The organism is Streptomyces sp. BoleA5 (assembly GCF_000373665.1).
GTDB lineage: Bacteria > Actinomycetota > Actinomycetes > Streptomycetales > Streptomycetaceae > Actinacidiphila.
Genome location: NZ_KB892090.1, coordinates 618,375 through 643,328 on the forward strand (window position 1 = coordinate 618,375; position 24,954 = coordinate 643,328).

25 protein-coding genes and 1 pseudogene are annotated in these 24,954 nt (G+C 73.2%); 17 read left to right on the top strand and 9 right to left on the bottom strand.

All coding sequences use genetic code 11. The features are described 5' to 3' along the window. Positions 1–47 precede the first annotated feature (47 nt). Positions 48–1,448, top strand: a complete 1,401-nt coding sequence (locus B085_RS46450) for an MATE family efflux transporter (protein ID WP_026250620.1) — start codon at positions 48–50, stop codon at positions 1,446–1,448. Here the strand turns inward: B085_RS46450 and B085_RS0102880 are convergent. Beyond that, positions 1,330–2,580 (bottom strand): glycosyltransferase family 87 protein, encoded by a 1,251-nt coding sequence (locus B085_RS0102880; RefSeq protein ID WP_018557053.1) that lies wholly within the window; start codon positions 2,578–2,580, stop codon positions 1,330–1,332. The two genes, B085_RS46450 and B085_RS0102880, sit on opposite strands and share 119 nt — an antisense overlap. A gap of 134 nt (positions 2,581–2,714) precedes the next feature. Here B085_RS0102880 and B085_RS0102885 point away from each other — a divergent pair, with 134 nt between their 5' ends. Continuing rightward, the gene (locus B085_RS0102885) at positions 2,715–3,845 is read left to right on the top strand and encodes a glycosyltransferase family 4 protein (RefSeq protein ID WP_018557054.1); all 1,131 of its coding nucleotides are present in this window, start codon (positions 2,715–2,717) and stop codon (positions 3,843–3,845) included. Positions 3,846–3,950: 105 nt separating this feature from the next. Continuing rightward, positions 3,951–4,277: pseudogene (locus B085_RS0102890) on the top strand (GMC oxidoreductase); the annotation flags it as partial. 72 nt (positions 4,278–4,349) lie between these two features. Here the strand turns inward: B085_RS0102890 and B085_RS0102895 are convergent. Beyond that, positions 4,350–6,146: an AMP-dependent synthetase/ligase gene (locus B085_RS0102895; RefSeq protein WP_018557056.1), complete on the bottom strand. Its 1,797-nt coding sequence runs from the start codon at positions 6,144–6,146 to the stop codon at positions 4,350–4,352. Positions 6,147–6,429: 283 nt separating this feature from the next. On the opposite strand from B085_RS0102895, the gene B085_RS0102900 reads away from it, so the two are divergent. The 6 genes from B085_RS0102900 to B085_RS0102925 all read left to right on the top strand — a co-directional run bounded on the left by B085_RS0102900 (position 6,430) and on the right by B085_RS0102925 (position 11,399). Further along, positions 6,430–7,197, top strand: a complete 768-nt coding sequence (locus tag B085_RS0102900; protein WP_037731115.1) for a metallophosphoesterase family protein — start codon at positions 6,430–6,432, stop codon at positions 7,195–7,197. Between the two features lie 97 nt (positions 7,198–7,294). Beyond that, positions 7,295–7,738 carry an SRPBCC family protein gene (locus B085_RS0102905; RefSeq protein ID WP_018557058.1) on the top strand — a complete coding sequence of 148 codons (444 nt, stop codon included), beginning with the start codon at positions 7,295–7,297 and terminating at the stop codon, positions 7,736–7,738. Between the two features lies 1 nt (position 7,739). Then, positions 7,740–8,969 (top strand): ArsA family ATPase, encoded by a 1,230-nt coding sequence (locus tag B085_RS0102910; protein ID WP_018557059.1) that lies wholly within the window; start codon positions 7,740–7,742, stop codon positions 8,967–8,969. Between the two features lie 67 nt (positions 8,970–9,036). Continuing rightward, positions 9,037–9,438 carry a DUF5304 family protein gene (locus tag B085_RS0102915; RefSeq protein WP_018557060.1) on the top strand — a complete coding sequence of 134 codons (402 nt, stop codon included), beginning with the start codon at positions 9,037–9,039 and terminating at the stop codon, positions 9,436–9,438. 105 nt (positions 9,439–9,543) lie between these two features. Further along, entirely contained in the window at positions 9,544–10,485 is a 942-nt protein-coding gene (locus B085_RS0102920) for an ROK family glucokinase (protein ID WP_018557061.1), read from the top strand. A 149-nt stretch (positions 10,486–10,634) separates the two neighbouring features. Further along, a complete protein-coding gene (locus B085_RS0102925; RefSeq protein WP_018557062.1) occupies positions 10,635–11,399 on the top strand; it encodes an endonuclease/exonuclease/phosphatase family protein in 765 nt (254 codons plus the stop codon). A gap of 12 nt (positions 11,400–11,411) precedes the next feature. On the opposite strand, the gene B085_RS0102930 is transcribed toward B085_RS0102925, so the two are convergent. Both B085_RS0102930 and B085_RS0102935 read right to left on the bottom strand, forming a co-directional pair. Continuing rightward, the gene (locus tag B085_RS0102930; protein WP_018557063.1) at positions 11,412–11,990 is read right to left on the bottom strand and encodes a hypothetical protein; all 579 of its coding nucleotides are present in this window, start codon (positions 11,988–11,990) and stop codon (positions 11,412–11,414) included. Continuing rightward, on the bottom strand, positions 11,983–12,768 hold the full coding sequence (locus tag B085_RS0102935) for an alpha/beta hydrolase (protein ID WP_018557064.1): 786 nt from the start codon (positions 12,766–12,768) through the stop codon (positions 11,983–11,985). Before B085_RS0102935 ends, B085_RS0102930 begins: the two co-directional genes overlap by 8 nt. Before the next feature lie 127 nt (positions 12,769–12,895). Here B085_RS0102935 and B085_RS40995 point away from each other — a divergent pair, with 127 nt between their 5' ends. The 5 genes from B085_RS40995 (at position 12,896) to B085_RS41000 (ending at position 17,534) form a co-directional block, all read left to right on the top strand. After that, on the top strand, positions 12,896–13,609 hold the full coding sequence (locus tag B085_RS40995; protein ID WP_106434813.1) for a lysophospholipid acyltransferase family protein: 714 nt from the start codon (positions 12,896–12,898) through the stop codon (positions 13,607–13,609). Positions 13,610–13,700: 91 nt separating this feature from the next. Beyond that, positions 13,701–14,855 carry a MacS family sensor histidine kinase gene (macS, locus tag B085_RS0102945; RefSeq protein WP_018557066.1) on the top strand — a complete coding sequence of 385 codons (1,155 nt, stop codon included), beginning with the start codon at positions 13,701–13,703 and terminating at the stop codon, positions 14,853–14,855. Positions 14,856–14,872: 17 nt separating this feature from the next. Beyond that, positions 14,873–15,532 (top strand): response regulator, encoded by a 660-nt coding sequence (locus tag B085_RS0102950; protein WP_018557067.1) that lies wholly within the window; start codon positions 14,873–14,875, stop codon positions 15,530–15,532. Positions 15,533–15,711: 179 nt separating this feature from the next. Further along, positions 15,712–16,740, top strand: coding sequence for a 6-phosphofructokinase (locus B085_RS0102955; RefSeq protein ID WP_026250622.1), 1,029 nt, complete (start codon positions 15,712–15,714; stop codon positions 16,738–16,740). A gap of 131 nt (positions 16,741–16,871) precedes the next feature. Further along, positions 16,872–17,534, top strand: coding sequence for a uridine kinase family protein (locus tag B085_RS41000; RefSeq protein ID WP_018557069.1), 663 nt, complete (start codon positions 16,872–16,874; stop codon positions 17,532–17,534). A gap of 15 nt (positions 17,535–17,549) precedes the next feature. Here the strand turns inward: B085_RS41000 and B085_RS0102965 are convergent, their stop codons facing one another. Together B085_RS0102965 and B085_RS0102970 are read right to left on the bottom strand one after the other, a co-directional pair. Beyond that, positions 17,550–17,942: a hypothetical protein gene (locus B085_RS0102965; protein WP_018557070.1), complete on the bottom strand. Its 393-nt coding sequence runs from the start codon at positions 17,940–17,942 to the stop codon at positions 17,550–17,552. 134 nt (positions 17,943–18,076) lie between these two features. Beyond that, on the bottom strand, positions 18,077–20,020 hold the full coding sequence (locus B085_RS0102970) for a phenazine-specific anthranilate synthase component I (RefSeq protein ID WP_018557071.1): 1,944 nt from the start codon (positions 20,018–20,020) through the stop codon (positions 18,077–18,079). Positions 20,021–20,303: 283 nt separating this feature from the next. On the opposite strand from B085_RS0102970, the gene B085_RS0102975 reads away from it, so the two are divergent. After that, positions 20,304–20,891: a Uma2 family endonuclease gene (locus tag B085_RS0102975; protein ID WP_018557072.1), complete on the top strand. Its 588-nt coding sequence runs from the start codon at positions 20,304–20,306 to the stop codon at positions 20,889–20,891. On the opposite strand, the gene B085_RS41005 is transcribed toward B085_RS0102975, so the two are convergent. Then, positions 20,869–21,261, bottom strand: coding sequence for a hypothetical protein (locus tag B085_RS41005; protein WP_037731122.1), 393 nt, complete (start codon positions 21,259–21,261; stop codon positions 20,869–20,871). The two genes, B085_RS0102975 and B085_RS41005, sit on opposite strands and share 23 nt — an antisense overlap. A gap of 35 nt (positions 21,262–21,296) precedes the next feature. Beyond that, the gene (erm, locus tag B085_RS0102985; protein ID WP_018557074.1) at positions 21,297–22,049 is read right to left on the bottom strand and encodes a 23S ribosomal RNA methyltransferase Erm; all 753 of its coding nucleotides are present in this window, start codon (positions 22,047–22,049) and stop codon (positions 21,297–21,299) included. Positions 22,050–22,302: 253 nt separating this feature from the next. Between erm and B085_RS0102990 the strand changes: the two genes are divergently transcribed. After that, positions 22,303–22,827, top strand: coding sequence for a DUF1772 domain-containing protein (locus tag B085_RS0102990; protein ID WP_037731124.1), 525 nt, complete (start codon positions 22,303–22,305; stop codon positions 22,825–22,827). Here the strand turns inward: B085_RS0102990 and B085_RS0102995 are convergent. After that, positions 22,778–23,296: a hypothetical protein gene (locus B085_RS0102995; protein ID WP_018557076.1), complete on the bottom strand. Its 519-nt coding sequence runs from the start codon at positions 23,294–23,296 to the stop codon at positions 22,778–22,780. The genes B085_RS0102990 and B085_RS0102995 overlap by 50 nt on opposite strands. A gap of 280 nt (positions 23,297–23,576) precedes the next feature. On the opposite strand from B085_RS0102995, the gene B085_RS0103000 reads away from it, so the two are divergent. Then, the gene (locus B085_RS0103000; RefSeq protein ID WP_026250624.1) at positions 23,577–24,926 is read left to right on the top strand and encodes a class II 3-deoxy-7-phosphoheptulonate synthase; all 1,350 of its coding nucleotides are present in this window, start codon (positions 23,577–23,579) and stop codon (positions 24,924–24,926) included. The last annotated feature ends 28 nt before the right edge of the window (positions 24,927–24,954 follow it).

The window sequence follows — 24,954 nt, forward strand, 5'->3', positions numbered from 1 at the left end:
TAAACGCGGTATCTCGAAACGAGGTACCCGTTCGGGGGAGGGAAACCATGACGCACCGCGCCCGACTGGCCGCGCTGGCGGGCCCGGTCTACCTGGAACTGCTCGCCGGCGTCGTCGCCGGGATCATCGACGTGCTGTGGGTGGCCCGGCTCGGCGGCGGGGCAGCGGCCGTCGCGGCCGTGGCGGTGGCCACGAACACCGAGAACGTGCTGCTCGGAGTCGTGCTGATGGCCGCGCAGGGGACGACGGTGCTGGTCTCCCGGGCCGTCGGGGCGCGGGACCCGGCGGCGGTCGGGGCGGCGGTGCGCGGCGGCTGGGCGCTGTGCGCGCTGCTGGCCCCGGCGGTCGCCGTCGGCGGATTCCTGTGCCGGGAGCCGCTGGCGGCCCTGCTGCTCGGCGGGCACGGCGACCCGGCGGCCGTCCGCCTCGCGGCCGGGTACTTCGCGGTCTCGCTCCCCGGCACCGCGGTGTTCTACGCCCAGAACACCCTGGACGGCGTCTTCAAGGGCGCGGGCGACACCCGTACCCCGATGCGGCTCGCCCTGCTCGCCAACGGGCTGATCCTGCTCCTCGACCCGTTCCTGATCCACGCCCTCGGGGTGCGGGGCGCGGCCGTGGCCACCGTAGCGGGCCGCGGCGCGGCCCTGGCCGCCGGGCTGGCGCTGCTGCGCCGCAACCCCCTGGTGCGGCGGGCCGCGACCGTCCCGCCCGCCGAGCCGGTGGCGGCCGCGCTGCGCCGTACCGCCGTGACGGGGGCGCCGATGGCGGCGGACTTCCTCGTCCGGATGGCCGGCACGCTCACCCTGGTGGCGATCGTGGCCCGGCTGGGCGTCGACCGGGTCGCGGCGTACGGGATCGCGACCAAGGCGGTGTACGTGGCGACGATGGGCTTCTACGCCGTACGCCAGGCGGCGTCCATCCACACCGCCTACCACCTGGGCGCCGGCCGCGACGAACGGCGCGCGATCGGCCGCCAGGCACTGCTGCTCGGCGCCGGCCTGGGACTCCTCGCGGCGGTCGTGCTGCAGCCCGCCGCGCCCTGGATCATGGCAGCCTTCGGTGCGGAGCCCGGCGTGGCCTCTGCAGGAACGGCGTTTCTGCGCACCCTGGGGCCCTACCTGGTGCTGCTGGCGTGCTTCATCGCGCCGGGCGGTGTCCTCCAGGGCGGCGGCGGGGCCGCGCTGCTGGTCCGGGTGACCCTGGTCGGTACGGCGGTGCAGCTGCCGCTCGCCTACGCGCTCGCCGTCCCGGCCGGGCTGGGGCTCGTGGGCGTCGGCGTGGCGATGGCCGTGGCCGCGGGACTGCAGTGCCTGGCCGTGACGGCGGCCTTCACCAGGTCAGCAGCTTCTCGGCGTCCTGGTCGTGCTCCGGCAGACGCGTCTCGGACGCCCTGCGCGGCCTCGACGGCAGACGGGCCGAGGCCACCCACAGCCGGCGGCAGGCGATGACCGAGGCGGCCACCAGCAGTCCGTTGCGGAGCAGCAGCAGCGTGATGCCGAGGTCGGTGCTGCCGACGACGTCGGCGAAGCGCACCGGGAACTCGTACAGGGTGAGCACCGTCGCCGCCAGCACCAGCACCGAGGGCAGCACCATCACACTGGCCCGCAGCGTGAGGCAGACGGCCGCCAGGCCGATCAGCCAGATCATGTACTGCGGGCTGATCACCCGGCTGGTCGTGGTGAACAGCAGCACCGCGGTGAACGCCGCGTCGAAGGCCGTCTGCGGGCCGTACGTCCGCGCCCGCAGCCGCCACAGCAGCAGCCAGCCGAAGGCCACCGCGGTCAGCCCGAGCGCGATGTCGCTGACCAGGCCCACGTAGGGCCCGAGGAACTCCACGGAGCCGTAGTTCAGCAGCACCTGGCCCTCCCAGCCGTGGTGCCGGGCGATGTGGAAGACCAGGGAGCCCAGGGACTCCACCTCGGTGCCCCGCTCGCCCTGGAAGCGCAGGAAGGCGAAGGCCCCCGGCATCCACAGCCAGAAGCCCAGGGCGAGGACGCCCGCCCCGGCCGCGGCCGCCGCCCAGATCCGGCGGTCGCGGACCCCGGTGAGCAGCAGCACCGGCCAGACCTTGAGCATCGCGCCGAACGCGATCAGCGCGCCCGCGACCCTGGGACGGCGCACCGTCGCCAGCAGCGCGGCCACGGCGACGGCGGTGACCATGACGTCGTAGCGCGCGTACGCGGTCGGCCCCAGCAGCGGCACGCCCAGCACCCACACATACGCACCGGCCGGCCGCCGCCCCTCGCCGCGCGAACCGCGCAGCAGCAGCGCGAAGGCGACGAGGTCGGCGGCGCAGGCGAGCCAGAAGAAGGCGGTCGCGTAGTCGAGGAAGGGCAGTATCGCGGGGGAGAGCACCGCGAGCGCGGCGGCGGGCGGGTACTGCCAGGTGACGTCGTGGTGGGGGAAGGCGCCGCTCTGCAGGACCTCGTACCAGCCGTGGTAGATCACCGAGACGTCGGTGGTCACGTCCAGCGGGGACAGGCTGAGCACCTTGAAGACGTAGAGCAGCAGCAGGACCCTGGTGGCCACCCAGGCGAGGACCGGCCCGACCGGGAGCCGCTTGCCGCTGTCGCCTGCCATGTCCACCTCGTCGAATCGGTTCTGCTGTGATGATGCACGATGCCGGTCTCACCTGTGGACAGGCGTGTGGAGCTTAGACGCGCCGGGTACCGCGGTCGGTTGCCGCGGACCGCACCGGATACCCTCGGCGACGTATGGACAAGACCCTGATCGTCACCAACGACTTCCCGCCACGTCCCGGTGGCATCCAGGCGTTCGTGCACAGCATGGCGCTGCGCCTCGATCCCGGCCGGGTGGTGGTGTACGCGTCGACCTGGCGGGACGGCTCCGAGGTCGCCGCGTTCGACGCCGAGCAGCCCTTCCCGGTCGTACGTGATCGTACGACGATGTTGCTGCCGACCCCGAGGGTGACCCGGCGGGCCGCCGCGCTCCTGCGCGAACACGGCTGCACATCGGTGTGGTTCGGGGCGGCGGCCCCGCTCGGGCTGATGGCGCCCGCGCTGCGCAAGGCGGGGGCGCGCCGGCTGGTGTCGACGACCCACGGGCACGAGGCGGGGTGGGCGCAGTTGCCCGCGAGCCGTACGCTGCTGCGGCGGATCGGCGAGGGCACCGACACGATCACCTATCTGGGCGAGTACACCCGCTCCCGGATCGCCCGGGCGCTGACGCCCGAGGCCGCCGGGCGCATGGTGCAGCTCCCGCCGGGCGTGGACGAGAAGACCTTCCACCCGGCCTCCGGCGGCGAGGCGGTGCGCGCCCGGCTCGGGCTCACCGACCGGCCCGTGGTCGTCTGCGTCTCCCGCCTGGTGCCGCGCAAGGGCCAGGACACCCTCATCGAGGCGATGCCGCGGATCCTGGCCGCCCAGCCGGACGCCGTCCTGCTGGTCGTGGGCGGCGGCCCGTACGCGGACGACCTGAAGCGGCTCGCCGAGCGGACCGGGGTGGCGGAGTCGGTGCGGTTCACCGGGGCCGTGCCCTGGCAGGAGCTGCCCGCGCACTTCGGCGCCGGCGACGTCTTCGCCATGCCGTGCCGCACGCGCCGCGGCGGGCTGGACGTCGAGGGCCTCGGCATCGTCTACCTGGAGGCCTCGGCCACCGGGCTGCCGGTCGTCGCGGGCGACTCCGGCGGAGCGCCGGACGCGGTGCTGGACGGCGAGACCGGCTGGGTGGTGCGCGGCGGGGAGCCCGGGGAGGCCGCCGAGCGGATCCTGGCGCTGCTGGACGACCCGGAGCTGCGGCGCCGGATGGGCGAGCGCGGGCGCAAGTGGGTGGAGGACGCCTGGCGGTGGGATCTGCTCGCCGGGCGGCTCAAGGCCCTCTTGTAAAAGACCGTGTGCGCACGGTATGGGCGGAATCTGCCGCCCATGATGCGCCCCCGGACAGCAAACCTGACGCGCCGTCAGGTGCTGGGCATGGCCGCCCTGCAGACCTGGAGCCGCTCCCGGAACCAGCCCTCCGTCGCCGCCGCGAAGACCATCCGCGACCGCGCCAACCGGGCCAGCGCCACCATCTACCGCTATTACCTGTTGGGCGGCAACCACGTCTTCGCCGACGACTTCTGCTACCACCCGCTGGGCGGCTGCGTCCTCGGTGGGGCCACCGACGCCTATGGCCGCGCGAAGGGCTACGACGGCCTGTACGTCGTCGACGGCTCGCTCGTCCCCGGCTCCATCGGGGTCAACCCGTTCGTCACCATCACCGCCCTGGCCGAGCGCACCATGGCCAGGGTCCTGGCCCAGGACGGCATCACCTGGTAACGCCGGTGGCCGCCGTCCGCGCGAGGCGTACGGCGGCCACCGGCAACTTCGGTGGGGCCCGTCAGCGCGGGCTCACCCGCCGTAGATCGCGGCGATCTCGTCCGCGAAGTCCCGCAGCACCACATTGCGCTTGAGCTTCAGCGAGGGCGTCACGTGACCGGACTCCTCCGTGAACTGCGTCGCCAGGACGCGGAACTTCTTCACCGCCTCCGCCTTGGACACCGCGGCGTTGCCGTCGTCGACCGCCGACTGCACCTCGGCCAGCAGTTCGGGGTCCTCGCGCAGTTCCGCCACGCCGCGGCCGGACTTGCCGTGCTGCTCGGCCCAGCGGGGCAGGAACTCCTCGTCCAGGGTGACCAGCGCGCCGATGAAGGGCTTGCCGTCGCCGACCACCATGCACTCGGCGACCAGCGCGTGGGCGCGGATCCGGTCCTCGATCACGGCCGGGGCGACGTTCTTGCCGCCCGCGGTGACGATGATCTCCTTCTTGCGGCCGGTGATGGTGATGTAGCCGTCCTCGTCCAGCGTTCCGATGTCGCCGGTGTGGAACCAGCCGTCGGTGACGGCCTCGGCGGTGGCCGCCTCGTTGTTCCAGTACCCGGAGAACAGGTGCTCGCCGTGGAGCAGGACCTCGCCGTCGTCGGCGATGCGGACCGTGGAGCCGGGCAGCGGCTGGCCGACGGTGCCGATCTTGGTGCGGTCCCAGGGGTTGAAGGCGGTGGCCGCACAGGACTCGGTCAGGCCGTAGCCCTCCAGCACGGTGAAGCCGATGCCGCGGTAGAAGTGGCCCAGCCGCTCGCCCAGCGGCGCCCCGCCGGAGATCGAGTACTCGGCGCGGCCGCCGAGCACGGCGCGCAGTCTGCCGTAGACCAGCCGGTCGAAGACCTTGTGCTTGAACTTCAGGCCGAGCGCGGGACCGCTCGCCGAGTCCAGCGCACGGCTGTACTCGATCGCCACGTCGGTGGCCTTGTCGAAGATCTTCCCCTTGCCGCCGGCCTGGGCCTTGGCGCGCGCGGAGTTGTAGACCTTCTCGAACACGCGCGGCACGCCCAGCAGCAGCGTCGGCCGGAAGGCGGCCAGTTCGCCGGTGAGGTTCTTGGTGTCGCTGACGTGCCCGAGCTTGATCGGTGCCATGACGGCGGCGACCTCGACCAGCCGGCCGAAGACGTGCGCGAGCGGCAGGAAGAGCAGTATCGAGGAGTCGCCGGTGCGGAAGAGCGGCTTCAGGCGCTCCACGACGTTGCCGCACTCGGCGAAGAACGCGCGGTGCGTGAGCACGCAGCCCTTGGGGCGGCCGGTGGTGCCCGAGGTGTAGACGATGGTGGCCGGGGAGTCCGCCCTGGCCCAGGCGCTGCGCTCGTCCAGCGTCGCCTCGGCGACGTCCGTGCCGGCCGCGCCGAGGGTCTTGACCGCGCCCGCCTCGATCCGCCACACGTGCTTGAGCTGCGGCAGGCGGTCGCGCACCGACTCCACCGACTTCTCGTGGGCCTCGTTCTCCACGACGGCCGCGACGGCGCCGGAGTCACCGAGGATCCACTCGATCTGCTCGGCAGAGGAGGTCTCGTAGACCGGCACGGTGACCGCGCCCGCGGTCCAGACGGCGAAGTCGAGGAGGGTCCACTCGTAGCGGGTGCGGGAGATCAGGGCCACCCGGTCGCCGGGCTGCACGCCCGAGGCGATCAGGCCCCTGGCGGCGGCGCGGACCTCGGCGAGGAAGGCGGTGGCGGTGACGTCCGCCCAGTCGCCGGCCGCGGTCTTCCGGGCGATGACGGGAACGTCGGGATGCTGCGCGGCGTTGCGCCGGATGAGATCCGTCAGGTTCCCGTCCGCGGGGACCTCATAGAGAGCCGGAAGGCTGAACTCGCGCAAACTGCTGCTCCTCATCGGCGCCGGCGGCGGTGCTGGCTGCGTCCACTGCATGGTTGAGCGTGGAACGGACGGCCTGGACGTTACCCACCGGTAAAGCTTCTGCGGTAGGGGGTGCCGTGTAGATGTTTTGTGTGTCACACCGTCGTCACACGCCGGATGCCCGCTGCGGCACAGTGCGGATCCACTGGCCGGAAGCCTAGTCGAGCACCCCTGTGACCCGCAGGTAACCGGGGCCCCGGTGTGCCCTCCCCAACGCCGTCCGCCGCGTCCTAGAGTGATCGTCATGCGGGTCCATGTCGTCAGCGACGTCCACGGCGCCTCAGATGCCCTCGCCAGGGCCGGCGACGGCGCCGACGCGCTGATCTGCCTCGGCGACCTGATCCTCTTCCTCGACTACGCCGACCACTCGCGGGGCATCTTCCCCGACCTCTTCGGCACCGAGAACGCCTCCCGCATGGTCGGGCTGCGCACCGCGCTGCGCTGGGACGAGGCCCGCGCCCTCGACCGCGAGCTGTGGTCGGGGCTCGGCACCGACCGGCGCACCGCCATCGAGTCCGCCGTGCGCCGGCAGTACGCCGAGCTGTTCGCCGCCTTCCCCACCCCCACCTACGCCACCTATGGCAACGTCGACATCCCCGCGCTCTGGCCGGAGTACGCCCGGCCCGGCACCACGGTGCTCGACGGCACCACCACCGAGATCGGCGGCCTGGTCTTCGGCTTCGTCGGCGGCGGGCTGCGCACCCCCTACCGCACCCCGTACGAGATCGACGACGAGACGTACGCCGCCAAGGTGGAGGCCCTCGGCGAGGTCGACGTGCTCTGCTCGCACATCCCGCCCGCCGTCCCCGAGCTCTGCTACGACACCGTCGCCCGCCGCCTCGAACGCGGCAGCGAGGCCCTGCTCGACGCGATCCGCCGGGTGCGCCCCAAGTACGCGCTCTTCGGCCACGTCCACCAGCCGCTCGTGCCGCGGATGCGCCTGGGGCCGACCGAATGCGTCAACGTCGGCCACTTCAACTCCACCCGAACGCCCTGGGCGATGCGGTGGTGACGGCCCCGGCGGTCTGCGGCCGCCCGACCAGGCGGTAGCCTTCACCGGCAGGCATACAACAGCAGGTACGACGCGACGTCCCGGAGGGGCCACGGCGATGGCGGAACACACCAGGTCGAGCATCACCATCGACGCGGCCCCGGCCGATGTCATGGGCGTCATCGCGGACTTCGCCCGGTACCCGGAGTGGACCGGCGAGGTGAAGGAGGCCGAGATCCTCTCCGCCGGCGCCGACGGCCGTGCCGAGCAGGTCCGGCTCCTCCTCGACGCGGGCGCCATCAAGGACGACCACACCCTCGCCTACACCTGGGCGGGCGACAACGAGGTCCGCTGGACGCTGGTCAAGTCCCAGATGCTGCGCACCCTGGACGGCGCCTACATCCTGGTCCCGCTGGAGGACGGCAAGCGCACCGAGGTCACCTACCAGCTGACCGTCGACGTCAAGATCCCGATGCTCGGCATGATCAAGCGCAAGGCCGAGAAGGTCATCATCGACCGCGCCCTCGCCGGCCTGAAGAAGCGCGTCGAGTCCCAGGGCTGACGTGCGGACGCTGCTGGTCACCGGCACGGGCGGCGCCGGGCGCACGACGGTCGCCGCCGCCACGGCCGTGGCCGCGGCCGCGCCCGGACGGCGCGTGCTGCTGCTCTCCGCCGACCGCGACGCCTCCCTCGACAGGGTGCTGGGCCCGGTGCCCGCCCCGGCCGGCGGCGGCGGTCCGCGGACGGACGAGGGGGCCGTGCCGTCCTTCGCCCCCGTCGCGTCCGTACCGGGTCTGTGGGCCGCGCGCATCGACGCGGCCGCCGCCTTCCGGGCCGACGCCGCGGCCGTCCAGCAGCGCCTGGGCTCCCTTCTCGACCTGCTCGGCGCGGCCCCGCTGGACCCCGAGGAACTGACCGAACTCCCCGGCGCGGACGCCTTCGCGCTGCTGCGCGCCCTGCGGGACACCGCCGGCGGCTGGGATCTCGTCGTCGTCGACCTGCCACCGGTCCACGGCGCCCTCGCCGCGCTCGCGCTGCCCGCGCAACTGCGCCGCTACATCGCCCGGCTCGTCCCCCGGGAACGGCAGGCCGCCCGCGCCCTGCGGCCCGTCCTCGCGCAACTCGCGGGCGTCCCCGCGCCCGGCGCCTGGGCCTACGAGGCCGCCGCCCGCGCCGACCGGGAACTGGCCGCCGCCCAGGCCGTTATCGAGGACGCCGCCACGACCGTACGGCTGGTCGTCGCCCCGGGCGCGCACGCCGCCGGCGCCGTGAGCCGGGCCCGCGCCGGACTGGCCCTGTACGGCCACCGCCTCGAAGCCGTCGTCGCCAACCGCCTGCTGCCCGACGGGTCCCCCGACCCCTGGCTGGCCGAACTGGCGGGACACCGCCGCAAGGAAGTGCGCGCCCTGCGCGCGGAACTCGCCGGCACCACCACCGCGCTCCACGAACTGCCCCACCTCGGCCGCGAACCCCGCGGCGCCGAGGACCTCGCCCGCCTCGCCGCGCAGCCGCCCGCAGACGCACCCGAGGGGCCCGCCGCGCCGCCGTGGACCACCGAGGACCGGCTCGCCGCCGAGGGCCACTTCCTCTGGCGGCTGCCGCTGCCGGGCGCGACACGCGACACCGTCGACCTCGTACGCCGCGGCGACGAACTCGTCGTCGACGCCGAGGGATACCGCCGCATCCTCCCGCTGCCCTCCGCGCTGCGCCGCTGCACCGTGGCCGGTGCGGCGCTCCGCGACGGCGCGCTGCAGGTCCGGTTCGCCCCGGATCCCGGTCTTTGGCCCCGCTGAGCGCTGAAAGCGCCGCCCCTGTTCGGGTACCGTCGTGGGTACCAAGCCGGAGCCTTACGGAGCCACCATGAGCGAATCAACGGACCGCGCGGGCCGCCCCGACGCCGATTCCGACGCCTGGGCCAAGGCGAGCGCGGAGGACATCGCCGCCGAGAACGCCCGCAGGCGGCAGCAGAGCGGCCAGACCCCCGGCAGCGCCGGCGAGGAGCTGCGACGTCTCGCGGAAGCCGTCACCGACCGACTGTCGATGCTTCGCACCCCCGCCGCGGAGATGGCGGCGCAGGGGCTGATCTCCCAGGTCAAACAGGCCGTGGAGCCGATCGTCGAACGCAACCCCGAGGTCTTCGACCACCTCGCCGCCGCGGGCGCCGAACTCCTGGCCGCCTACCGCGCCGCGGTGAGCGGGCAGGAACGCCGCTGGACCTCCGGCGGGGACACCCCGCCCAGCGAGCGCATCGACCTGGACTGAACGGCGCGACACGGACCCGGCACGGAACATCGGGCCCGAACAGGGCGCAGGCCGCCCTCCGGTACGGTTGGACGCAGCGGGGCTCGACCGAATACTGAGGGATACATGGGACTCACCATCGGCGTCGACATCGGCGGCACCAAGATCGCGGCCGGCGTGGTCGACGAGGAAGGCTCGATTCTCGAAATCGTCAAAGTGCCGACCCCGCAGACCTCCGAGGGCGTCGTCGACGCCATCGCGACAGCGGTGCACGACGTCAGTGCTGGCCACACGGTCGAGGCCGTCGGCATCGGCGCCGCCGGCTATGTCGACGACAAGCGCGCCACCGTGCTCTTCGCGCCCAACATCCGCTGGCGGCACGAGCCGCTGAAGGACAAGGTCGAGCAGCGCGTCGGACTGCCCGTCGTCGTCGAGAACGACGCCAACGCCGCCGCCTGGGGCGAGTACCGGTTCGGTGCCGGCCAGGGCCACGACGACGTCATCTGCATCACCCTGGGCACCGGGCTCGGCGGCGGCATCATCATCGGCAACAAGCTGCGCCGCGGCCGCTTCGGTGTGGCAGGGGAGTTCGGCCACATCCGCATGGTGCCGGACGGCCTGCTGTGCGGCTGCGGCAGCCAGGGCTGCTGGGAGCAGTACGCCTCCGGCCGGGCACTGGTGCGCTACGCCAAGCAGCGGGCCGTCGCCCAACCGGAGAACGCCACCCTGCTGCTGTCGCTCGGCGACGGCACGCCCGAGGGCATCCAGGGCCAGCACATCAGCCGCGCCGCGCGCGACGGGGACAAGGTCGCCGTCGACTCCTTCCGCGAGCTCGCCCGCTGGGCCGGAGCCGGACTCGCCGACCTGGCCTCGCTCTTCGACCCCTCCGCCTTCATCGTCGGCGGCGGAGTCTCCGACGAGGGCGAACTCGTCCTCGAACCCATCCGGAAGTCCTTCCGCCGCTGGCTGGTCGGCGGCCAGTACCGGCCGCACGCCCAGGTCCTCGCCGCGCAGCTCGGCGGCAAGGCCGGTCTCGTCGGCGCGGCCGACCTCGCCCGCCAGGGCTAGTACCCGGCCCTGCGGTCACCCGTACGGCACCGGTGCCCCCGTCACTCCACGCACAGGAGTGACGGGGGCACCGCCTTTCCCGGCCGGGCACGCCCGCCCCGTGCGACCGTGTCCGCCCCGCGTGAACGCGCCGCCGCTACAGTGACCCCGTGAGCGAGGGCCGAACGCCGGAGCTGCCGGCGTCCCGTACGGAGCCGGACGGCTCCGCCGTCGTCCGCGTGCTGAGCTACAACATCCGCTCGATGCGCGACGACACCGCCGCGCTCGCCCGGGTGATCCGCGCCTGCGACCCCGACCTGGCGCTGATCCAGGAGGCACCGCGCTTCTTCCGCTGGCGCAAGGCCGTCGCCCGCCTCGCCCGGGCCTCGGGGCTGGTCGCCGTCACCGGCGGGGCCACCGCCACCGGCCCCCTCGTGCTGTCCTCCCTGCGGGTGCACGTCGAACGCGCCGAGGACGTCCTGCTGCCCCGCACACCCGGCCTGCACCGGCGCGGCTTCGCCACCGCCGTCGTGCGCGTCGGCGGCGCCCGCCTGTCCGTCGTCAGCTGCCACCTCTCGCTCCAGGCGCGCGAACGCTACGACCAGGGCGGCATGCTGCTGGACCGGCTCGCCGCGATGGGCGAGCCGTACGCGGTCGTCGGCGGCGACCTCAACGACCGCCCCCACGGCCGCACGTTCCGCCGTCTCGCCGACGACCTGCAGGACGCCTGGACGGCCCGGCCGTGGGGCGGTGAGTACACCTCCACCCCGCAGGACCCGCACCAGCGGATCGACGCGATCTTCACGACCCCGGGCGTCGAGGTCCTCGGCTGCGGGGTCCCGCACGGCCTGCCCGGCGTCACCGCCCACGACCTGAGGGCGGCCACGGACCACCTCCCGGTCCTGGCCGCCCTCAGGGTGCCCGCGTCCGCCTGACGGCGGCGTCCGTCAGACGACGGCGCCGCCGCCCGGCAGGTCGTCGTCCTCGTCGCCGCCCGGCCGCATGCGTGTCACCAGGGTGGCGAAGCCGCCGAGGAAGCCGCCTATGCCGACGGTGAGGGCCCACCACGGCATCGGCTCCTGGAAGAGGACGAATCCGAAGATCAGCAGCGGCCCGCCCACCGCGGCGAGCCAGGCGAACTTCGTCGTCACGTCCGCCTCCGGGAGCGGCGGCGGCTCCGGCGGCTCGTAGTGGCCCTCGTCGGCGTCCTCGTCCAGTTCGTAGTCACGGGGACCGGACAGCACGGGATGCAGGATGATGCGCGTCGCGTCCGGCGCCGAGGGCACCGCGGACGGGTCCGCCGCCGTCTCGTTCCCCTCGCCCTCGCGCTCGCCGTCCGACCCGCCCTCGCCGTCCCGCTCCGCCGCCGGGACGTCCTCGGCCGCCGGCCAGGAACCCGTTCCGGGCTCGGGGTCCTTCCCGTACGCCGCGACGAGTTCGGCCCACGCCGACTCCTCGTCCAGCGGCGCGCGTTCCGGCTCGCCGCCCTCGGGCACCTGACGCTCCTCCTCCTCGGGCTCAGCCACTGGCCGCGTCCTCCTTGTCCGCTCGCTCTCCCGCACCCGAGAGCCGCTCCACGAAGGCGTACGACTGCTCGAAGACCGTCTCCGCGTCGTGATCGAGGGTCGCCACGTGGTAACTGCGCTCCAGCACCGTCTCCGTGACGTCCGTCGACGACACCCGGCTCAGCACCACCGCCGAGTTCGACGGGTGCACCACGTGGTCGACCCGGCTGTGCAGCAGCAGGAGCGGCTGCGTCACCTGCGGCAGCCCGTGCCGTACCAGCTTCCAGAAACGGCTCAGCGAGTGCACCGCCCGCAGCGGGGTGCGGTCGTAGCCGACCTCCTTCGAGCCCTCCTTGGCGATGTCGCTGGTGATGCCCGGCACCGAGGGGACGAAGTGGCGCAGCAGGGGGACGGCCTTCAGCTGGTGGCTGTCGGCCTTCACCGAGGGGTTGACCAGGGCGATGCCGCTGACCGCGGCGCCGTGCTGGGCGGCCAGCCGCAGGGTCAGGGCCCCGCCCATCGACATTCCGAAGACGAACACGCGGTCACAGCGCTCGGACAGCGCGCGGAATTCCCGGTCGACCTCCGCGTACCAGTCCTCCCAGCCCGTCAGCTGCATGTCCTGCCAGCGCGTGCCGTGCCCCGGCAGCAGCGGTACGGACACGGTCAGGCCCCGCTCGGCGAGGTACTCGGCCCAGGGCCGCATGGACTGCGGTGTGCCGGTGAAACCGTGGCACAGCAGGACGCCGACCTCACCGCCGTCCTGGCGGTAGGGCTCGGCTCCGGGCATCAGCGGCACCGTACGTCTCCTGTTCGGTGGAATGCGCGAAAAGCGATACCTCACAGTACGCGGACGGCCGACACCGGGGGAGAGCACCGGCGGATCTGGCGTTAAGGTCTTCCCGTCAGACACAGGAGGTCATCGGTTGTTGTACGGCGTGATGAAGATCGCCATCGGCCACCCCCTGCGAGCCGCGTTCCGGCCGTGGGTGGAGGGCCTCGAGCACATCCCCAAGCAGGGACCGGCGATCCTGGCGAGCAACCACCTGTCCTTCTCGGACTCGTTCTTCCTGCCCGCCGTGCTCGACCGCAAGGTCACCTTCATCGCCAAGGCCGAGTACTTCACCACGCCGGGCATCAAGGGCAAGCTCACCGCCGCCTTCTTCAAGGGCGTCGGCCAGCTCCCCGTGGACCGCTCCGGCGCTCGCGGCGCCGGTGAGGCGGCGATCAACAGCGGGATAAAGGTCATCGAGGCCGGCGAGCTCTTCGGCATCTACCCCGAGGGCACCCGCTCGCCCGACGGCCGGCTCTACCGCGGCAAGCCCGGCGGCCTGGCCCGCATCGCGCTCGCCACCGGCGCGCCCGTGATCCCGGTCGCCATGATCGACACGGAGAAGATCCAGCCGCCCGGCCAGGTGATGCCCAAGCTGATGCGCCCCGGCATCCGGATCGGCAAGCCGCTGGACTTCAGCCGTTACATGGGCATGGAGCACGACCGGTTCATCCTGCGCTCGGTCACCGACGAGGTGATGTACGAGATCATGAAGCTCTCCGGCCAGGAGTACGTGGACATCTACGCGACCGCCGCCAAGCGGCAGATCGCCGAGGCGGCGAAGAAGCAGCAGCACGGCGGGTCCTAGCCGGACACGCCCGGGGGAAACAGGGGGACGGCCCATGGCCGGGGGGAGAACCGGAGGGCCGCCCGCGGCGCGGCCGGCGCGCGTCACCCGCATGTCGGTCGAGCAGCCGCTGTGGCGCGCCCTCACCGGCTACCGGGTGCTGACCGCCGCGTACGCCATCGGGCTCTACGCCGTCGCCTACCACGAGCACGCACACCCCCTGGCGGGCGCGGCCTACATGGCGGTGCTCGCCGTGTGGACGCTGGCCACCGTCGGCAAGGTGAGCTCGCCCCAGCGCTGCACCCGCCCCTTCCTCATCGCCGACCTCGGCGTCGCCCTCACCGGCATCCTCATCACCCCGCTCGTCGAGTCGCACCAGCGCATCGTCGACGGCGGCCCCACCCTGCCGTCGATCTGGACGGCCGGCTCCGTGCTCGCCTTCGCCATCAAGGGCGGCTGGCGCTGGGCCGCCGCCGCCTCCTGCCTCGTCGGCGGCGCCAACATCGTGGAACGCGGCTCCCCGGCCCGCGACACCCTCCACAACGTGCTGCTGGTCGCCATCGCCAGCATCGCCATCGGGTACGTCGTCGAGGTCGCCCGCGCCAGCGAGCGCACCCTCGCCCGCGCCCTGCAGATCGAGGCCGCCACCCGGGAGCGGGAGCGGCTGGCCCGCGACATCCACGACAACGTGCTGCAGGTGCTCGCCATGGTGCAGCGGCGCGGGGCCGAGATCGGCGGTGAGGCCGAGGCCCTCGGCCGGATGGCGGGCGAGCAGGAGGCCGCCCTGCGCACGCTGGTCATCGACGGCGCCGCCGCCCTGCCGTCCCCCCGCGCCGGCAACGACGCAGGCGCCGAAGGCGACGCCGGGCAGGACGCGGACGCGCCCCGCGACCTGCGCGCGCTGCTCACCCCGTACGGCAGCGCCCGGGTCACCGTCTCCGCCCCCGGCACCCCGGTCGTCGTCCCCGGCCGCGCCGCCCGCGAACTCGCCGCCGCCGTGGGCGCCGCCCTGGAGAACGTCCACCGGCACGCCGGCGAGGACGCGCACGCCTGGATCCTGGTCGAGGACGAACCCGATGCCGTGCTGGTCAGCGTCCGCGACGACGGCCCCGGCATCCCCGAGGGGCGCCTGTCGGCCGCCGAGGCCGAGGGCAGGCTCGGGGTCGCCCAGTCCATCCGCGGCCGGCTCCGGGACCTCGGCGGCACGGCGGAACTGGTGTCGGTGCCCGGGCAGGGGACAGAAGTCGAGTTGAGGCTCGCCAAATGAGGGAGGAGATTGGGGTCATGGCCGTGAAGGTGATGGTGGTCGACGACCACCCGATGTGGCGGGACGCGGTCGCCCGCGACCTCACCGAGGCCGGATACGTGGTGGTCGCCACCGCCGGTGACGGTCCGGAGGCGGTCCGGCGGGCCAGGGCGGCCATGCCCGAGGTGCTCGTCCTCGACCTCAACCTCCCCGGTCTGTCCGGCGTCCAGGTCTGCAAGGACGTCATCGCCGACAACCCGGCCCTGCGGGTGCTGGTGCTCTCCGCCAGCGGTGAGCACGCGGACGTCCTGGAGGCCGTGAAGTCCGGCGCCACCGGCTACCTGCTGAAGTCCGCCGGCCGCGAGGAACTCCTCGACGCCGTCCGGCGCACCGCCGTCGGCGACCCCGTCTTCACCCCCGGCCTCGCCGGCCTGGTCCTCGGCGAGTACCGCCGCCTCGCCTCCGACCCCGCCCCCGCCGCGTCCGACACCCCGGAGGCGCCCCGGCTCACCGACCGCGAGACCGAGGTCCTGCGGCTCGTCGCCAAGGGACTCAGCTACAAGCAGATCGCCGAGCGGCTGGTGATCTCCCACCGCACCGTCCAGAACCACGTCCAGAACACCCTCGGCAAGCTCCAGCTCCACAACCGCGTGGAGCTCGTCCGCTACGCGATCGAACGAGGCCTGGACGAGGAGTAGCGCCGCCATCGGCCCGGGGGCGCCCGCACCCACGCCGCACGCCGCCCGGAAGGGTGAAATCGGCGGGCCAACATCCCCGTGGCGCAAAGGATTTCATCGAACGGCCCATCCCACCTGTGACGCCGGTCACGCTAGCGTCGTGGACGCAGGCAAAAGGTGCGAACGGGAAGGGATGGATCATGCGAGTTGGCGTGCTGACCGGCGGCGGAGACTGCCCCGGGCTCAACGCGGTCATCCGTGCCATCGTGCGCAAGGGTGTCCAGGAGTACGGATACGAGTTCACCGGTTTCAGGGACGGGTGGCACGGCCCCCTCGAGGGCGACACCGTGCCGCTGGACATCCCGGCGGTCCGCGGCATCCTCCCGCGCGGCGGCACGATCCTCGGATCGTCGCGCACGAACCCGCTCAAGGCGGAGAACGGCGTGCGCCGCGTCAAGGAGAACCTGGCCAAGTACGAGGTCGACGCCCTCGTCGCGATCGGCGGCGAGGACACCCTCGGTGTCGCCACCGCCCTGTCGGACGAGTACGGCGTCCCCTGCGTCGGCGTGCCCAAGACCATCGACAACGACCTGGCGGCCACCGACTACACCTTCGGTTTCGACACCGCCGTCAACATCGCCACCGAGGCGATCGACCGCCTCCACACCACCGCCGAGTCGCACATGCGCGTCCTCGTCGTCGAGGTGATGGGCCGCCACGCCGGCTGGATCGCCCTGCACTCCGGCCTCGCCGGCGGTGCCAACGCCATCCTCATCCCCGAGCAGCGGTTCGACCTCGACCAGGTCTGCGCGTGGGTGGAGAGCCGCTTCAAGATCCGCTACGCGCCCATCGTCGTGGTCGCCGAGGGCGCCATGCCGAAGGACGGCGACATGGTGCTCAAGGACCAGACGCTCGACTCCTTCGGCCACGTGAGGCTCTCCGGCGTCGGCGAGTGGCTCGCCAAGGAGATCGAGCGTCGCACCGGCAAGGAGGCCCGCACCACCGTGCTCGGCCACGTCCAGCGCGGCGGCACCCCCAGCGCGTTCGACCGCTGGCTCGCGACCCGTTTCGGCCTGCACGCCATCGACGCGGTCCGCGACCAGGACTGGGGCAAGATGGTCGCCCTGCGCGGCACGGAGATCGTCCGCGTCCCGCTCCGCGACGCGACGACCCAGCTCAAGACGGTCGACCCGCGGCTCTACACGGAGGCCGGAGTCTTCTTCGGGTAAACACGGCGTTTCCTCGGCGCCGTCTGCGCTTTCCCCGCTTGCCATGGGCGATCACGCGGCCGTACATTCCCTGCACCCGGCTTGTCCGGCCGCTTCGTCTATCCCCCTTGAGCACATGAGGAGCGCCCGGAATGACGGGTGTACTGGCGGTCGCAGGCGGCACCGCATCCGGCAAGTCCACCCTTGCCGAGGCCCTGTCGCTGCAGTGTCCCGAGAGCATCGCACTGGTCCATCTGGACGACTACTACGTGCCCGCGCACGATCCCCTCAGGGGCGTGTGGACGGTCAGCGCCGGCGGGCACGCCATCCTCGACTGGAACCATCCCGGCTCCATCGACGAGGCCGCCGTCAGCGCCGCGATCGACATGGCGCTGGCCCGGCCCGGCGTCCGCCTGGTGGTGGTCGAGGGACTCTTCGCCCTGACCCTGCCGTCGGTGCGGGAACGCGCGGACTGGCGGGTGTACGTGGACGCCCCGGACGACGTCCGGCTGGCCCGCAAGATCCTCCGCAAGATCGAGGTCCAGCGCCAGGACCCGCGGCTGTCCCTGCTGAACTATCTGCAGAGCGGCCGGGACCGGCACGTCGCCCATGTCGCGCCCTCCCGGGCGGTGGCCGACCTGGTGGTGGACGGCACGCACGAGGGCCCGGAGATGCTGGCGGCGGTGCTGGGCCTCGTCGGCCCGCTCCTGTCGGCCGTTCCCGACCCCCTGTCCGATCCCGCCCCCGCCGCCCGCCCCCGCCGTGCCCGCGCGGTCACCCCGCGGACGCACCAGCTTCCCGCGGCGGCGGTCTGACGCGCCGGGGTCCCGTCACGTGGCGAGGACGTGGACGTGTGCCCGGTCGCCTTCGTACTCCACCGTTGCCTCCAGGTAGCCCCACAGCCGCCTGCTCGCGGGCTCGTCCGGACGCACGCGGAAGCAGGCGTCGGCGGCGCACAGGCTCTCCCGCCGCAGCCGCGGGAAGGCGTCGAGCAGACGTTCCTCGGCGCCTTCGCGCGGAATGCGGAAGTCGATCTCGTGGTCCTGGTCGTTAAGACCGCCGGTGGCGGTGCAGGCGACGTCGGTGGCCCCGGCGGGGACGGTCCCGCCCGCGTACCGCCCAACCTGCCCGCAGTCCTCGGTGTGCGTCGCCACGGCGCAGGCGAGGAAGGACCCGGGCGGGACGGGCAGCACGACGAGCGAGAGCAGGAGCATCAGGGGCATGACCGCCGCGACCCGGGCCCGTTCCGTGCGAGAGGGAACGGGTTCGAGTGGACTCCAAGTTCCGGTCCAGATTTCTTGAACGCGTTCAAGAGGCGCGGGGCCGGACGGCGACGCCCGGCCCCGAGCGTCCGTCGCTACCCGGCGACCGTCACCCCCGCCAGGAGCTCCGCCACGATCGCCGTGCCGCCCAGGGTGAGCACCGACTCCGGGTGGAACTGGACGCCCGCGAAGCCCGGGCCGCGCATCGCGTGGACGTCGCCCGTCACCGGGTCGCGGCTCAGCTCGACCCGGTGCATGGCCAGTTCCTCCGCCGTCGCGTCGTCGCAGCGGGCGGTGAAGGAGTTGTAGAACCCCACGGTCTCGGCCCGCCCGAACAGGTCGATCGCTGTCTGGGCGCCCTGGAAGGGGACGTCCTTGCGGACGATGTCGAGGCCGAGCTCGGCGGCGATCAGTTCGTGGCCGAGGCAGACCCCGAGCAGGCCGTGCCGGTGGCTGCGGACGAGCTCGGCGGTGAGCCCGCGCAGCAGCGCCATCTTGGGGTCGCCGGTGTCGGACGGGTCGCCGGGGCCCGGGCCGAGGACGACCGGGCCGAGGTGGGCGAGGGCGGCCTGGCGCAGCCCCGGCTCGTCGAAGCGGCGCACGGTGACCTCCAGCCCGGACGACCGCAGTACGTGCGCGAGCATCGCGGTGAAGGTGTCCTCGGCGTCCACCACGAGGGCGTGCCCGGACAGCGTGCGGGGCTGCTCGGCGGTCCGCATCCGCAGCCAGAACGGCGCCAGGTTCCTGCGGCGCCCGTCCAGCGCGGCCCGCACCCGGATGTCGTCGCCGAGCCGCGGCCGGTCCGCCGCCGGGCCCCGCTCCGGTCCGGGCCGGACCCCCAGCGCCGCCAGCACGGCCGCCGCCTTGGCGTGTGTCTCGGCGACCTCCGCGTACGGGTCGGAGCGGCGTACCAGCGTCGCGCCCACCGGGACCTTCAGGCCGCCCGCGGCGTCGACGTCGGCCGTGCGGATCAGGATGGGGGAGTCCAGGGTCTGCGCGCCGCCCGCGTCCCGCCCGACCAGCGCGAGGGCGCCCGCGTAGTAGCCGCGGCCCCCCGGCTCGTGGCGTTCGATCACCCGGCAGGCGTTCTGCACCGGCGAGCCGGTGACCGTCGCGGCGAACATCGTCTCGCGCAGGACGTCCCGCACGTCCATGGTGCTGCGGCCGCGCAGCTCGTACTCGGTGTGCGCCAGGTGCGCCATCTCCTTCAGGCGCGGGCCGACGACGACGCCGCCGAGGTCGCCGACGGTGCACATCATCTTGAGTTCCTCGTCGACCACCATCGTCAGCTCTTCCACCTCCTTCGCGTCCCGCAGGAAGGCGAGCAGCCCCTCCGCGTCCGGCCCCTGCGCGGGGTAGCGGTAGGTGCCGCTGATGGGGTTCATGACGACCGTGCCGCCGGCCATCCGCACGTGCACCTCGGGGCTCGCGCCGACCAGGGTCCGCTCGGGGGTGCGCACCACGAACGTCCAGTAGGCGCCGCGCTCGCCGTCGAGCAGCCTGCGGAACAGCGCGAGCGCGTCCGCCGCCGCGAACCCCGGGATATCGCCGCGGAAGGTGCGCCGGACGACGAAGTTCGCGCCCTCGCCGCGTCCGATCTCGTCCTCGATGACGCGCTCCACGATCCCGGCGTACGTGTCGTCGTCGACGTCGAAAGCCCCGCCCTCGACGCGCACCGCGTGCGCGGGCAGGGCCGCCATGAGCTCGGGCAGCGGCAGCTCGTACGTCTCCAGGGGGCGGAGCACGAGCAGCGGCGTCCCGTCGTCGCGCACGTCGAAGCCGCGCTCCCTGATCTGCCGGTACGGCACCAGCGCCAGCGCGTCGAGCGCGGGCCGGGCCCCCTCGGGGGCGCCGGTGGGCAGCGCGATGTCGGTCAGCCGCTCGGCCGTCCCGACCGGGCCGAGCAGCACTTCCACGCTGTCCGCGGCGCATCCCGGCGCTCTGCGCCTGAGCAGCGCGAACGGTGGGCACGCGGGGTCCAGCAGCCGTTCGACGAGCGCGGCGGCAAAGGGCGCGGTGCTGGGGTCGTGGTTCTCCACGGCGGTTCCTTCCGGTCTTCGGCGAGGGAAGGGACGGCCGCGCAAACACCGAAGGCCGCCCCTCGGGCGGCCTGAGCGTCTGGCTGTGCGTACGCGCTGCTAGTGGGCCGCCGGATCCGCGGTCCACCACCACTGCAGGTGCGTCTGCTGCGCGTACATGCTCCGCACCCTAACGCATGCGCCCACGATGCGACGGTCGTGTCTCACGCTTTCGGGGCATCGCGGGGCATACGTCCCCGGTACTCTCGGGGATGCGTCCAGAATCCCGTCCATGGGAGGAACCATGACCGCCGAACCCTTGCCGGCCTGGGCGATTCCGCCGCGGGGCGGCTTCACCTCGGACGACCTGGACCGCATTCCCGACCTCCCGCCGCACACGGAGTTGATCGACGGGAGCCTGGTGTTCGTGAGCCCGCAGAAGAGCTTCCACTCGCTGGCCGTGTACCTGCTGGAGCAGGGTCTGCGGGCGACGGCCCCGGAGACCCTTCGGGTACGGCGGGAGATGAGCCTCGTGCTGAACACGCGCAACCGGCCCGAGCCGGACCTCGTCCTGGTGCGCGCGGAGGCCGCGAGCGACGCGGCCGACGAGACCGGGTACCAGGCGGCCGACGCCGTGCTGGTCGTCGAGGTCGTATCGCCCGACTCCGAGGAGCGGGACCGCAAGCGCAAGCCGCAGTTGTACGCCGAGGCGGGCATCCCGCACTTCTGGCGGGTCGAGAAGGGCGGCGAGGGCCGGCTCCCCGTCGTCTACGTCTTCGAACGGGAGCCGGCCACCGGCGCCTACGTCGCCACCGGCATCCACCACGACCGCCTCAAGGTGTCCGTGCCGTTCGCCGTGGACATCGATCTCAGCGGGATCGATCGGCTGTAGCCGCCGCCTCCTGGAAGCGGCGCAGGAGCTCCCGGCAGGGTGCGCTGCCGGCGTCGAAGGCCTGTACGCCGCGCAACTCCGCGGGCACGAGCGGGCCGAGCAGCGGTGCGCCCTCGCAGCGGAAGCAGAGGGCGACCTCGAAGAGGACCTCGTGGGCGCTGTGGGCGCGGAGCCCGTAGCCCGGCACCAAGCACCGGGCGCGCTCGCCCTCCGGCACTTCGCCGAGCAGGTGGAGGACGCTCCGCGCCTCGTCCTCGACCCAGACGTCGATCGTGTCCCCCGGCACGGTGCGCGGCCGGGGGACCATGTCAGCGGTGATGCTCACGGCCTCGACGCACCCGATCGGCGCGGCGGCGACGGGGAGCAGCATGCGCACAGCATGCGCCGCTCCCCGGCCAACTCACCTCACCGCACCAGTCGCCACAGGGACGCCCACTGAGCTGCCGTGAGGTCCTTGGGCAGGGCGTACGGCGGCACGCGCTCGGCGCGGAGCCAGTCGCGCAGTGCCGCACGGTCGAAGCGGCCCGTGCGGGCGAGGACTTCGCGCAGGCCGCGCCCCGGGCCGGTGAACACCCGCTGGACGAACGCCTGATACGCGTGGCGGTCGCCGGGAACGAGGGACTCCGGGCGCCGGCTCATGGTGAGCAGGCCGCCGTCGACGGAGGGCGCCGGGCGGAACGCGCGTGCCGGGACGCGGGAGTGGAGGGCGAAGTCGTACCAGGGCCACCAGGAGGCGGTGAGCATGGTGGCGCCGCCGATGCCCGCACGGCGGCGGGCGACCTCCCACTGGACGAGCAGCACCGCGGAATCCCACCGGTCGGCGGCCAGGACGCGCCGCATGATGGTGGTCGTCAGATGGAAGGGCAGGTTACCGACGATCACGTGCGGTTCGCGCGGGAAGCGGTAGCGCAGGACGTCGGTGTTGACGACGTGCGCTCCGCGCGGGAGCCGCCGCTGGAGGCGCTGTGCGCGCCGGGGGTCGATCTCCACCGCCGTGAGGGGGCGGCCGGTGCGGCTGAGGGGGAGGGTCAGCGCGCCGTCGCCGGGGCCGATCTCGACGATGGGCCCGCTGGTGGCGGCGACGAGGGCCTCGATGGAGGCGATGACCGTGCGGTCGGTGAGGAAGTTCTGGCCGAGCTCGTGTCGGCCACCCACCATGGACCGGTGGTGAGGCATGGGTGTGCACTCCGCGACATAAGAGGTTCCGACGATGGACCCGATGCCGCGGCGAAGAGCGCCGCGGCTATGCCCGGCGCAGCCTGATGTAGTAGGTGCAACCCATGTGCGGCACGGTATCCCGGTCCCGTTCGGTTCCGCACGAGGTTTTCCGTGTGGTCCCTGTGGACGCTCGCGTATGGGGCGGAGCGTTCGGGCCATGTTCCGTCTCACGCGGCGCGGCTTCACTGAACGCATGACTTCCCGAGACGCCGTCCTCGTCGCCGCCACCGTCGCCGTCGGCCTCATGGCCGGGCTGTTCTTCGCCTTCTCCGTCGCCGTCATGCCGGGTCTCGCCAAGGCGGCCGACCGCACGCTCGTCGACGCGATGCAGCGCATCAACGCCGCCATCCAGAACGGCTGGTTCCTGCTGGTCTTCGGCGGCTCGCTGCTGCTGTGCGCCGGCGCCGTGGTGCTCTGCCTGCGGGACGGAGGCCGCGGACCGCTCCCGTGGGTGATCGCCGCGACCGTGCTCTACCTGGCGGTGCTCGCCGTCACCTTCGGCGTCAGCATCCCGCTGAACGACCGGCTGGACGCGGCGGGCGACCCCGGCGGCCTCGCCGACGCCGCCGGTGTGCGCGAGCGGTTCGAGGCGGCCTGGGTCCGCTGGAACCTGGTGCGCACGCTCCTGTGCACGGGCGCGCTGGGCTGCCTGGGGTGGGCGCTCGTCCTCAGCGGCCGGGCCGTGGCGGAAGCGGCGATTCGCACAGGGCACATGTGAAGTCGCCGTCCTTGACCAGGTTGCGCTCGCCGCACCGCGGGCAGTGCCGGAAGACGACCGCCTGGGTGAACCACCGGGGGCGGGCGAGGCCCGCGTGGTCGAGGGCCTCCGCCAGGGCCGGCCAGGACGCCTCGGGGTCGGGACAGTAGCCGGTCGACTGGTTGCTGACCTCGGTCACCTCCCATCCACCGTCCTCGCCCGCTGCGAACGTGATCTCCCCCGCGGCCAGCACGGGGCCGCCACCGGCGCATGCCACGTGCTCGCTGCGGCGCGGCGCGAGCAGAAGGGTGCCGGTCAGGTCGACGACGTAGGTGAACGGCTCCTCGCGCTCGGCCGGTCCGGTGCCGTCCAGCCACTCCCGGAGGCCGTCCGGTGACCGCACCGTCCGGCCCGTCGCACCGGGCCGCACCACGGCGGCGCGGATGTCGGCCGGTCCGACGTACGCGAACGCCTCGGACGGCGTCGGCATGGCGGCGGCCCCCCTTCCGCGGTGGCTGCGGTGTGCGGGGCAGCCTATGCCCCGGCCGGTGGGCGTCTCACTGGGTGGACCCGGCGGCAGGCGCACGGGCCGGACGCGCTGTCACCGCGCGCCGGGCGGCGCCGGCGCAAGGGCCCTGGAAGGGCACGCCGTCCGCGCCCCGGAGGCCCGCCCGGGGCGGGCCGGAGGGGGCTCCGCCGGAGTCACCCGGTCGTCTCATCCTCTGGTCCGGTGCGCAAAGGAACGGACACGACCCCGTAATGTGGGCTTCGTGACCGTGAACGCTGAAACCCACGCCGGGCGCCAGACCTGGCGCTCACTGCCCGCGGCGCAGCAGCCTGAGTACCCCGACCCCGAGGCTCTGCGCGAAGTGATCGCGGACCTCGAGTCGTATCCGCCGCTCGTCTTCGCAGGCGAGTGCGACCAGCTGCGCGACCGCCTGGGGGCCGTGGCCCGTGGTGAGGCGTTCCTGCTGCAGGGCGGTGACTGTGCCGAGGCCTTCGACCAGATCGGCGCCGACCAGATCCGCAGCAAGCTGAAGACGCTGCTGCAGATGGGCGCCGTCCTCACCTACGCCGCGTCCGTGCCGGTCGTGAAGGTCGGCCGGATCGCCGGCCAGTACAGCAAGCCGCGTTCGAAGCCGACGGAGACCCGGGACGGGGTGACCCTCCCCACCTACCGCGGCGACTCGGTCAACGGCTTCGAGTTCACCGAGGCGGCCCGTGTGCCGGACCCGGAGCGGCTGAAGCGCCTGTACAACGCGTCCGCCGCGACGCTCAACCTGGTGCGTGCCTTCACCACCGGCGGTTACGCCGACCTGCGGCAGGTGCACGCCTGGAACCAGGACTTCGTGAGGTCCTCGCCGTCCGGGCAGCGCTACGAGGCCCTCGCCCGGGAGATCGACGGCGCGCTGAGCTTCATGCACGCCTGCGGCGCGGACCCGGAGGAGTTCAAGACCGTCGAGTTCTACGCCTCCCACGAGGCGCTGCTGCTCGACTACGAGTCGGCGCTGACCCGCGTGGACTCGCGCACCGGCCGGCTGTACGACGTGTCCGGCCACATGGTCTGGATCGGCGAGCGCACCCGTCAGCTCGACCACGCGCACATCGAGTTCGCCTCGAAGATCCGCAACCCGATCGGTGTGAAGCTCGGCCCGACGACCACGCCCGAGGAGGCGCTGGCGCTGATCGACCGGCTGGACCCGGACCGCGAGCCCGGCCGGCTGACCTTCATCACGCGCATGGGCGCGGGCAAGGTGCGCGAGCTGCTGCCGAACCTGGTGGAGAAGGTCACCGCCTCGGGCGCGCAGGTCGCCTGGGTCTGCGACCCGATGCACGGCAACACCTTCGAGGCGGCCTCGGGCCACAAGACGCGCCGTTTCGACGACGTGCTCGACGAGGTCAAGGGCTTCTTCGAGGTGCACCACGGCCTCGGCACCCACCCCGGCGGCATCCACGTGGAGCTCACCGGCGACGACGTGACCGAGTGCGTGGGCGGCGGCGACGAGATCTTCGTCGACGACCTGCACCAGCGCTACGAGACGGCCTGCGACCCGCGGCTCAACCGCAGCCAGTCTCTCGACCTGGCCTTCCTGGTGGCGGAGATGTACCGCGGCCAGTAGCGGCGGCCGTCCCGTCACGGACGTCGCG

Coding starts and splice junctions, on each gene's coding strand:
- B085_RS46450 (WP_026250620.1), top strand. CDS start 48: ATGACGCACCGCGCCCGACTGGCCGCGCTGGCGGGCCCGGTCTACCTG.
- B085_RS0102880 (WP_018557053.1), bottom strand. CDS start 2,580: ATGGCAGGCGACAGCGGCAAGCGGCTCCCGGTCGGGCCGGTCCTCGCC.
- B085_RS0102885 (WP_018557054.1), top strand. CDS start 2,715: ATGGACAAGACCCTGATCGTCACCAACGACTTCCCGCCACGTCCCGGT.
- B085_RS0102900 (WP_037731115.1), top strand. CDS start 6,430: ATGCGGGTCCATGTCGTCAGCGACGTCCACGGCGCCTCAGATGCCCTC.
- B085_RS0102905 (WP_018557058.1), top strand. CDS start 7,295: ATGGCGGAACACACCAGGTCGAGCATCACCATCGACGCGGCCCCGGCC.
- B085_RS0102915 (WP_018557060.1), top strand. CDS start 9,037: ATGAGCGAATCAACGGACCGCGCGGGCCGCCCCGACGCCGATTCCGAC.
- B085_RS0102920 (WP_018557061.1), top strand. CDS start 9,544: ATGGGACTCACCATCGGCGTCGACATCGGCGGCACCAAGATCGCGGCC.
- macS (WP_018557066.1), top strand. CDS start 13,701: ATGTCGGTCGAGCAGCCGCTGTGGCGCGCCCTCACCGGCTACCGGGTG.
- B085_RS0102950 (WP_018557067.1), top strand. CDS start 14,873: ATGGCCGTGAAGGTGATGGTGGTCGACGACCACCCGATGTGGCGGGAC.
- B085_RS0102955 (WP_026250622.1), top strand. CDS start 15,712: ATGCGAGTTGGCGTGCTGACCGGCGGCGGAGACTGCCCCGGGCTCAAC.
- B085_RS41000 (WP_018557069.1), top strand. CDS start 16,872: ATGACGGGTGTACTGGCGGTCGCAGGCGGCACCGCATCCGGCAAGTCC.
- B085_RS0102965 (WP_018557070.1), bottom strand. CDS start 17,942: ATGCCCCTGATGCTCCTGCTCTCGCTCGTCGTGCTGCCCGTCCCGCCC.
- B085_RS0102975 (WP_018557072.1), top strand. CDS start 20,304: ATGACCGCCGAACCCTTGCCGGCCTGGGCGATTCCGCCGCGGGGCGGC.
- B085_RS41005 (WP_037731122.1), bottom strand. CDS start 21,261: ATGCTGCTCCCCGTCGCCGCCGCGCCGATCGGGTGCGTCGAGGCCGTG.
- erm (WP_018557074.1), bottom strand. CDS start 22,049: ATGGTGGGTGGCCGACACGAGCTCGGCCAGAACTTCCTCACCGACCGC.
- B085_RS0102990 (WP_037731124.1), top strand. CDS start 22,303: ATGACTTCCCGAGACGCCGTCCTCGTCGCCGCCACCGTCGCCGTCGGC.
- B085_RS0102995 (WP_018557076.1), bottom strand. CDS start 23,296: ATGCCGACGCCGTCCGAGGCGTTCGCGTACGTCGGACCGGCCGACATC.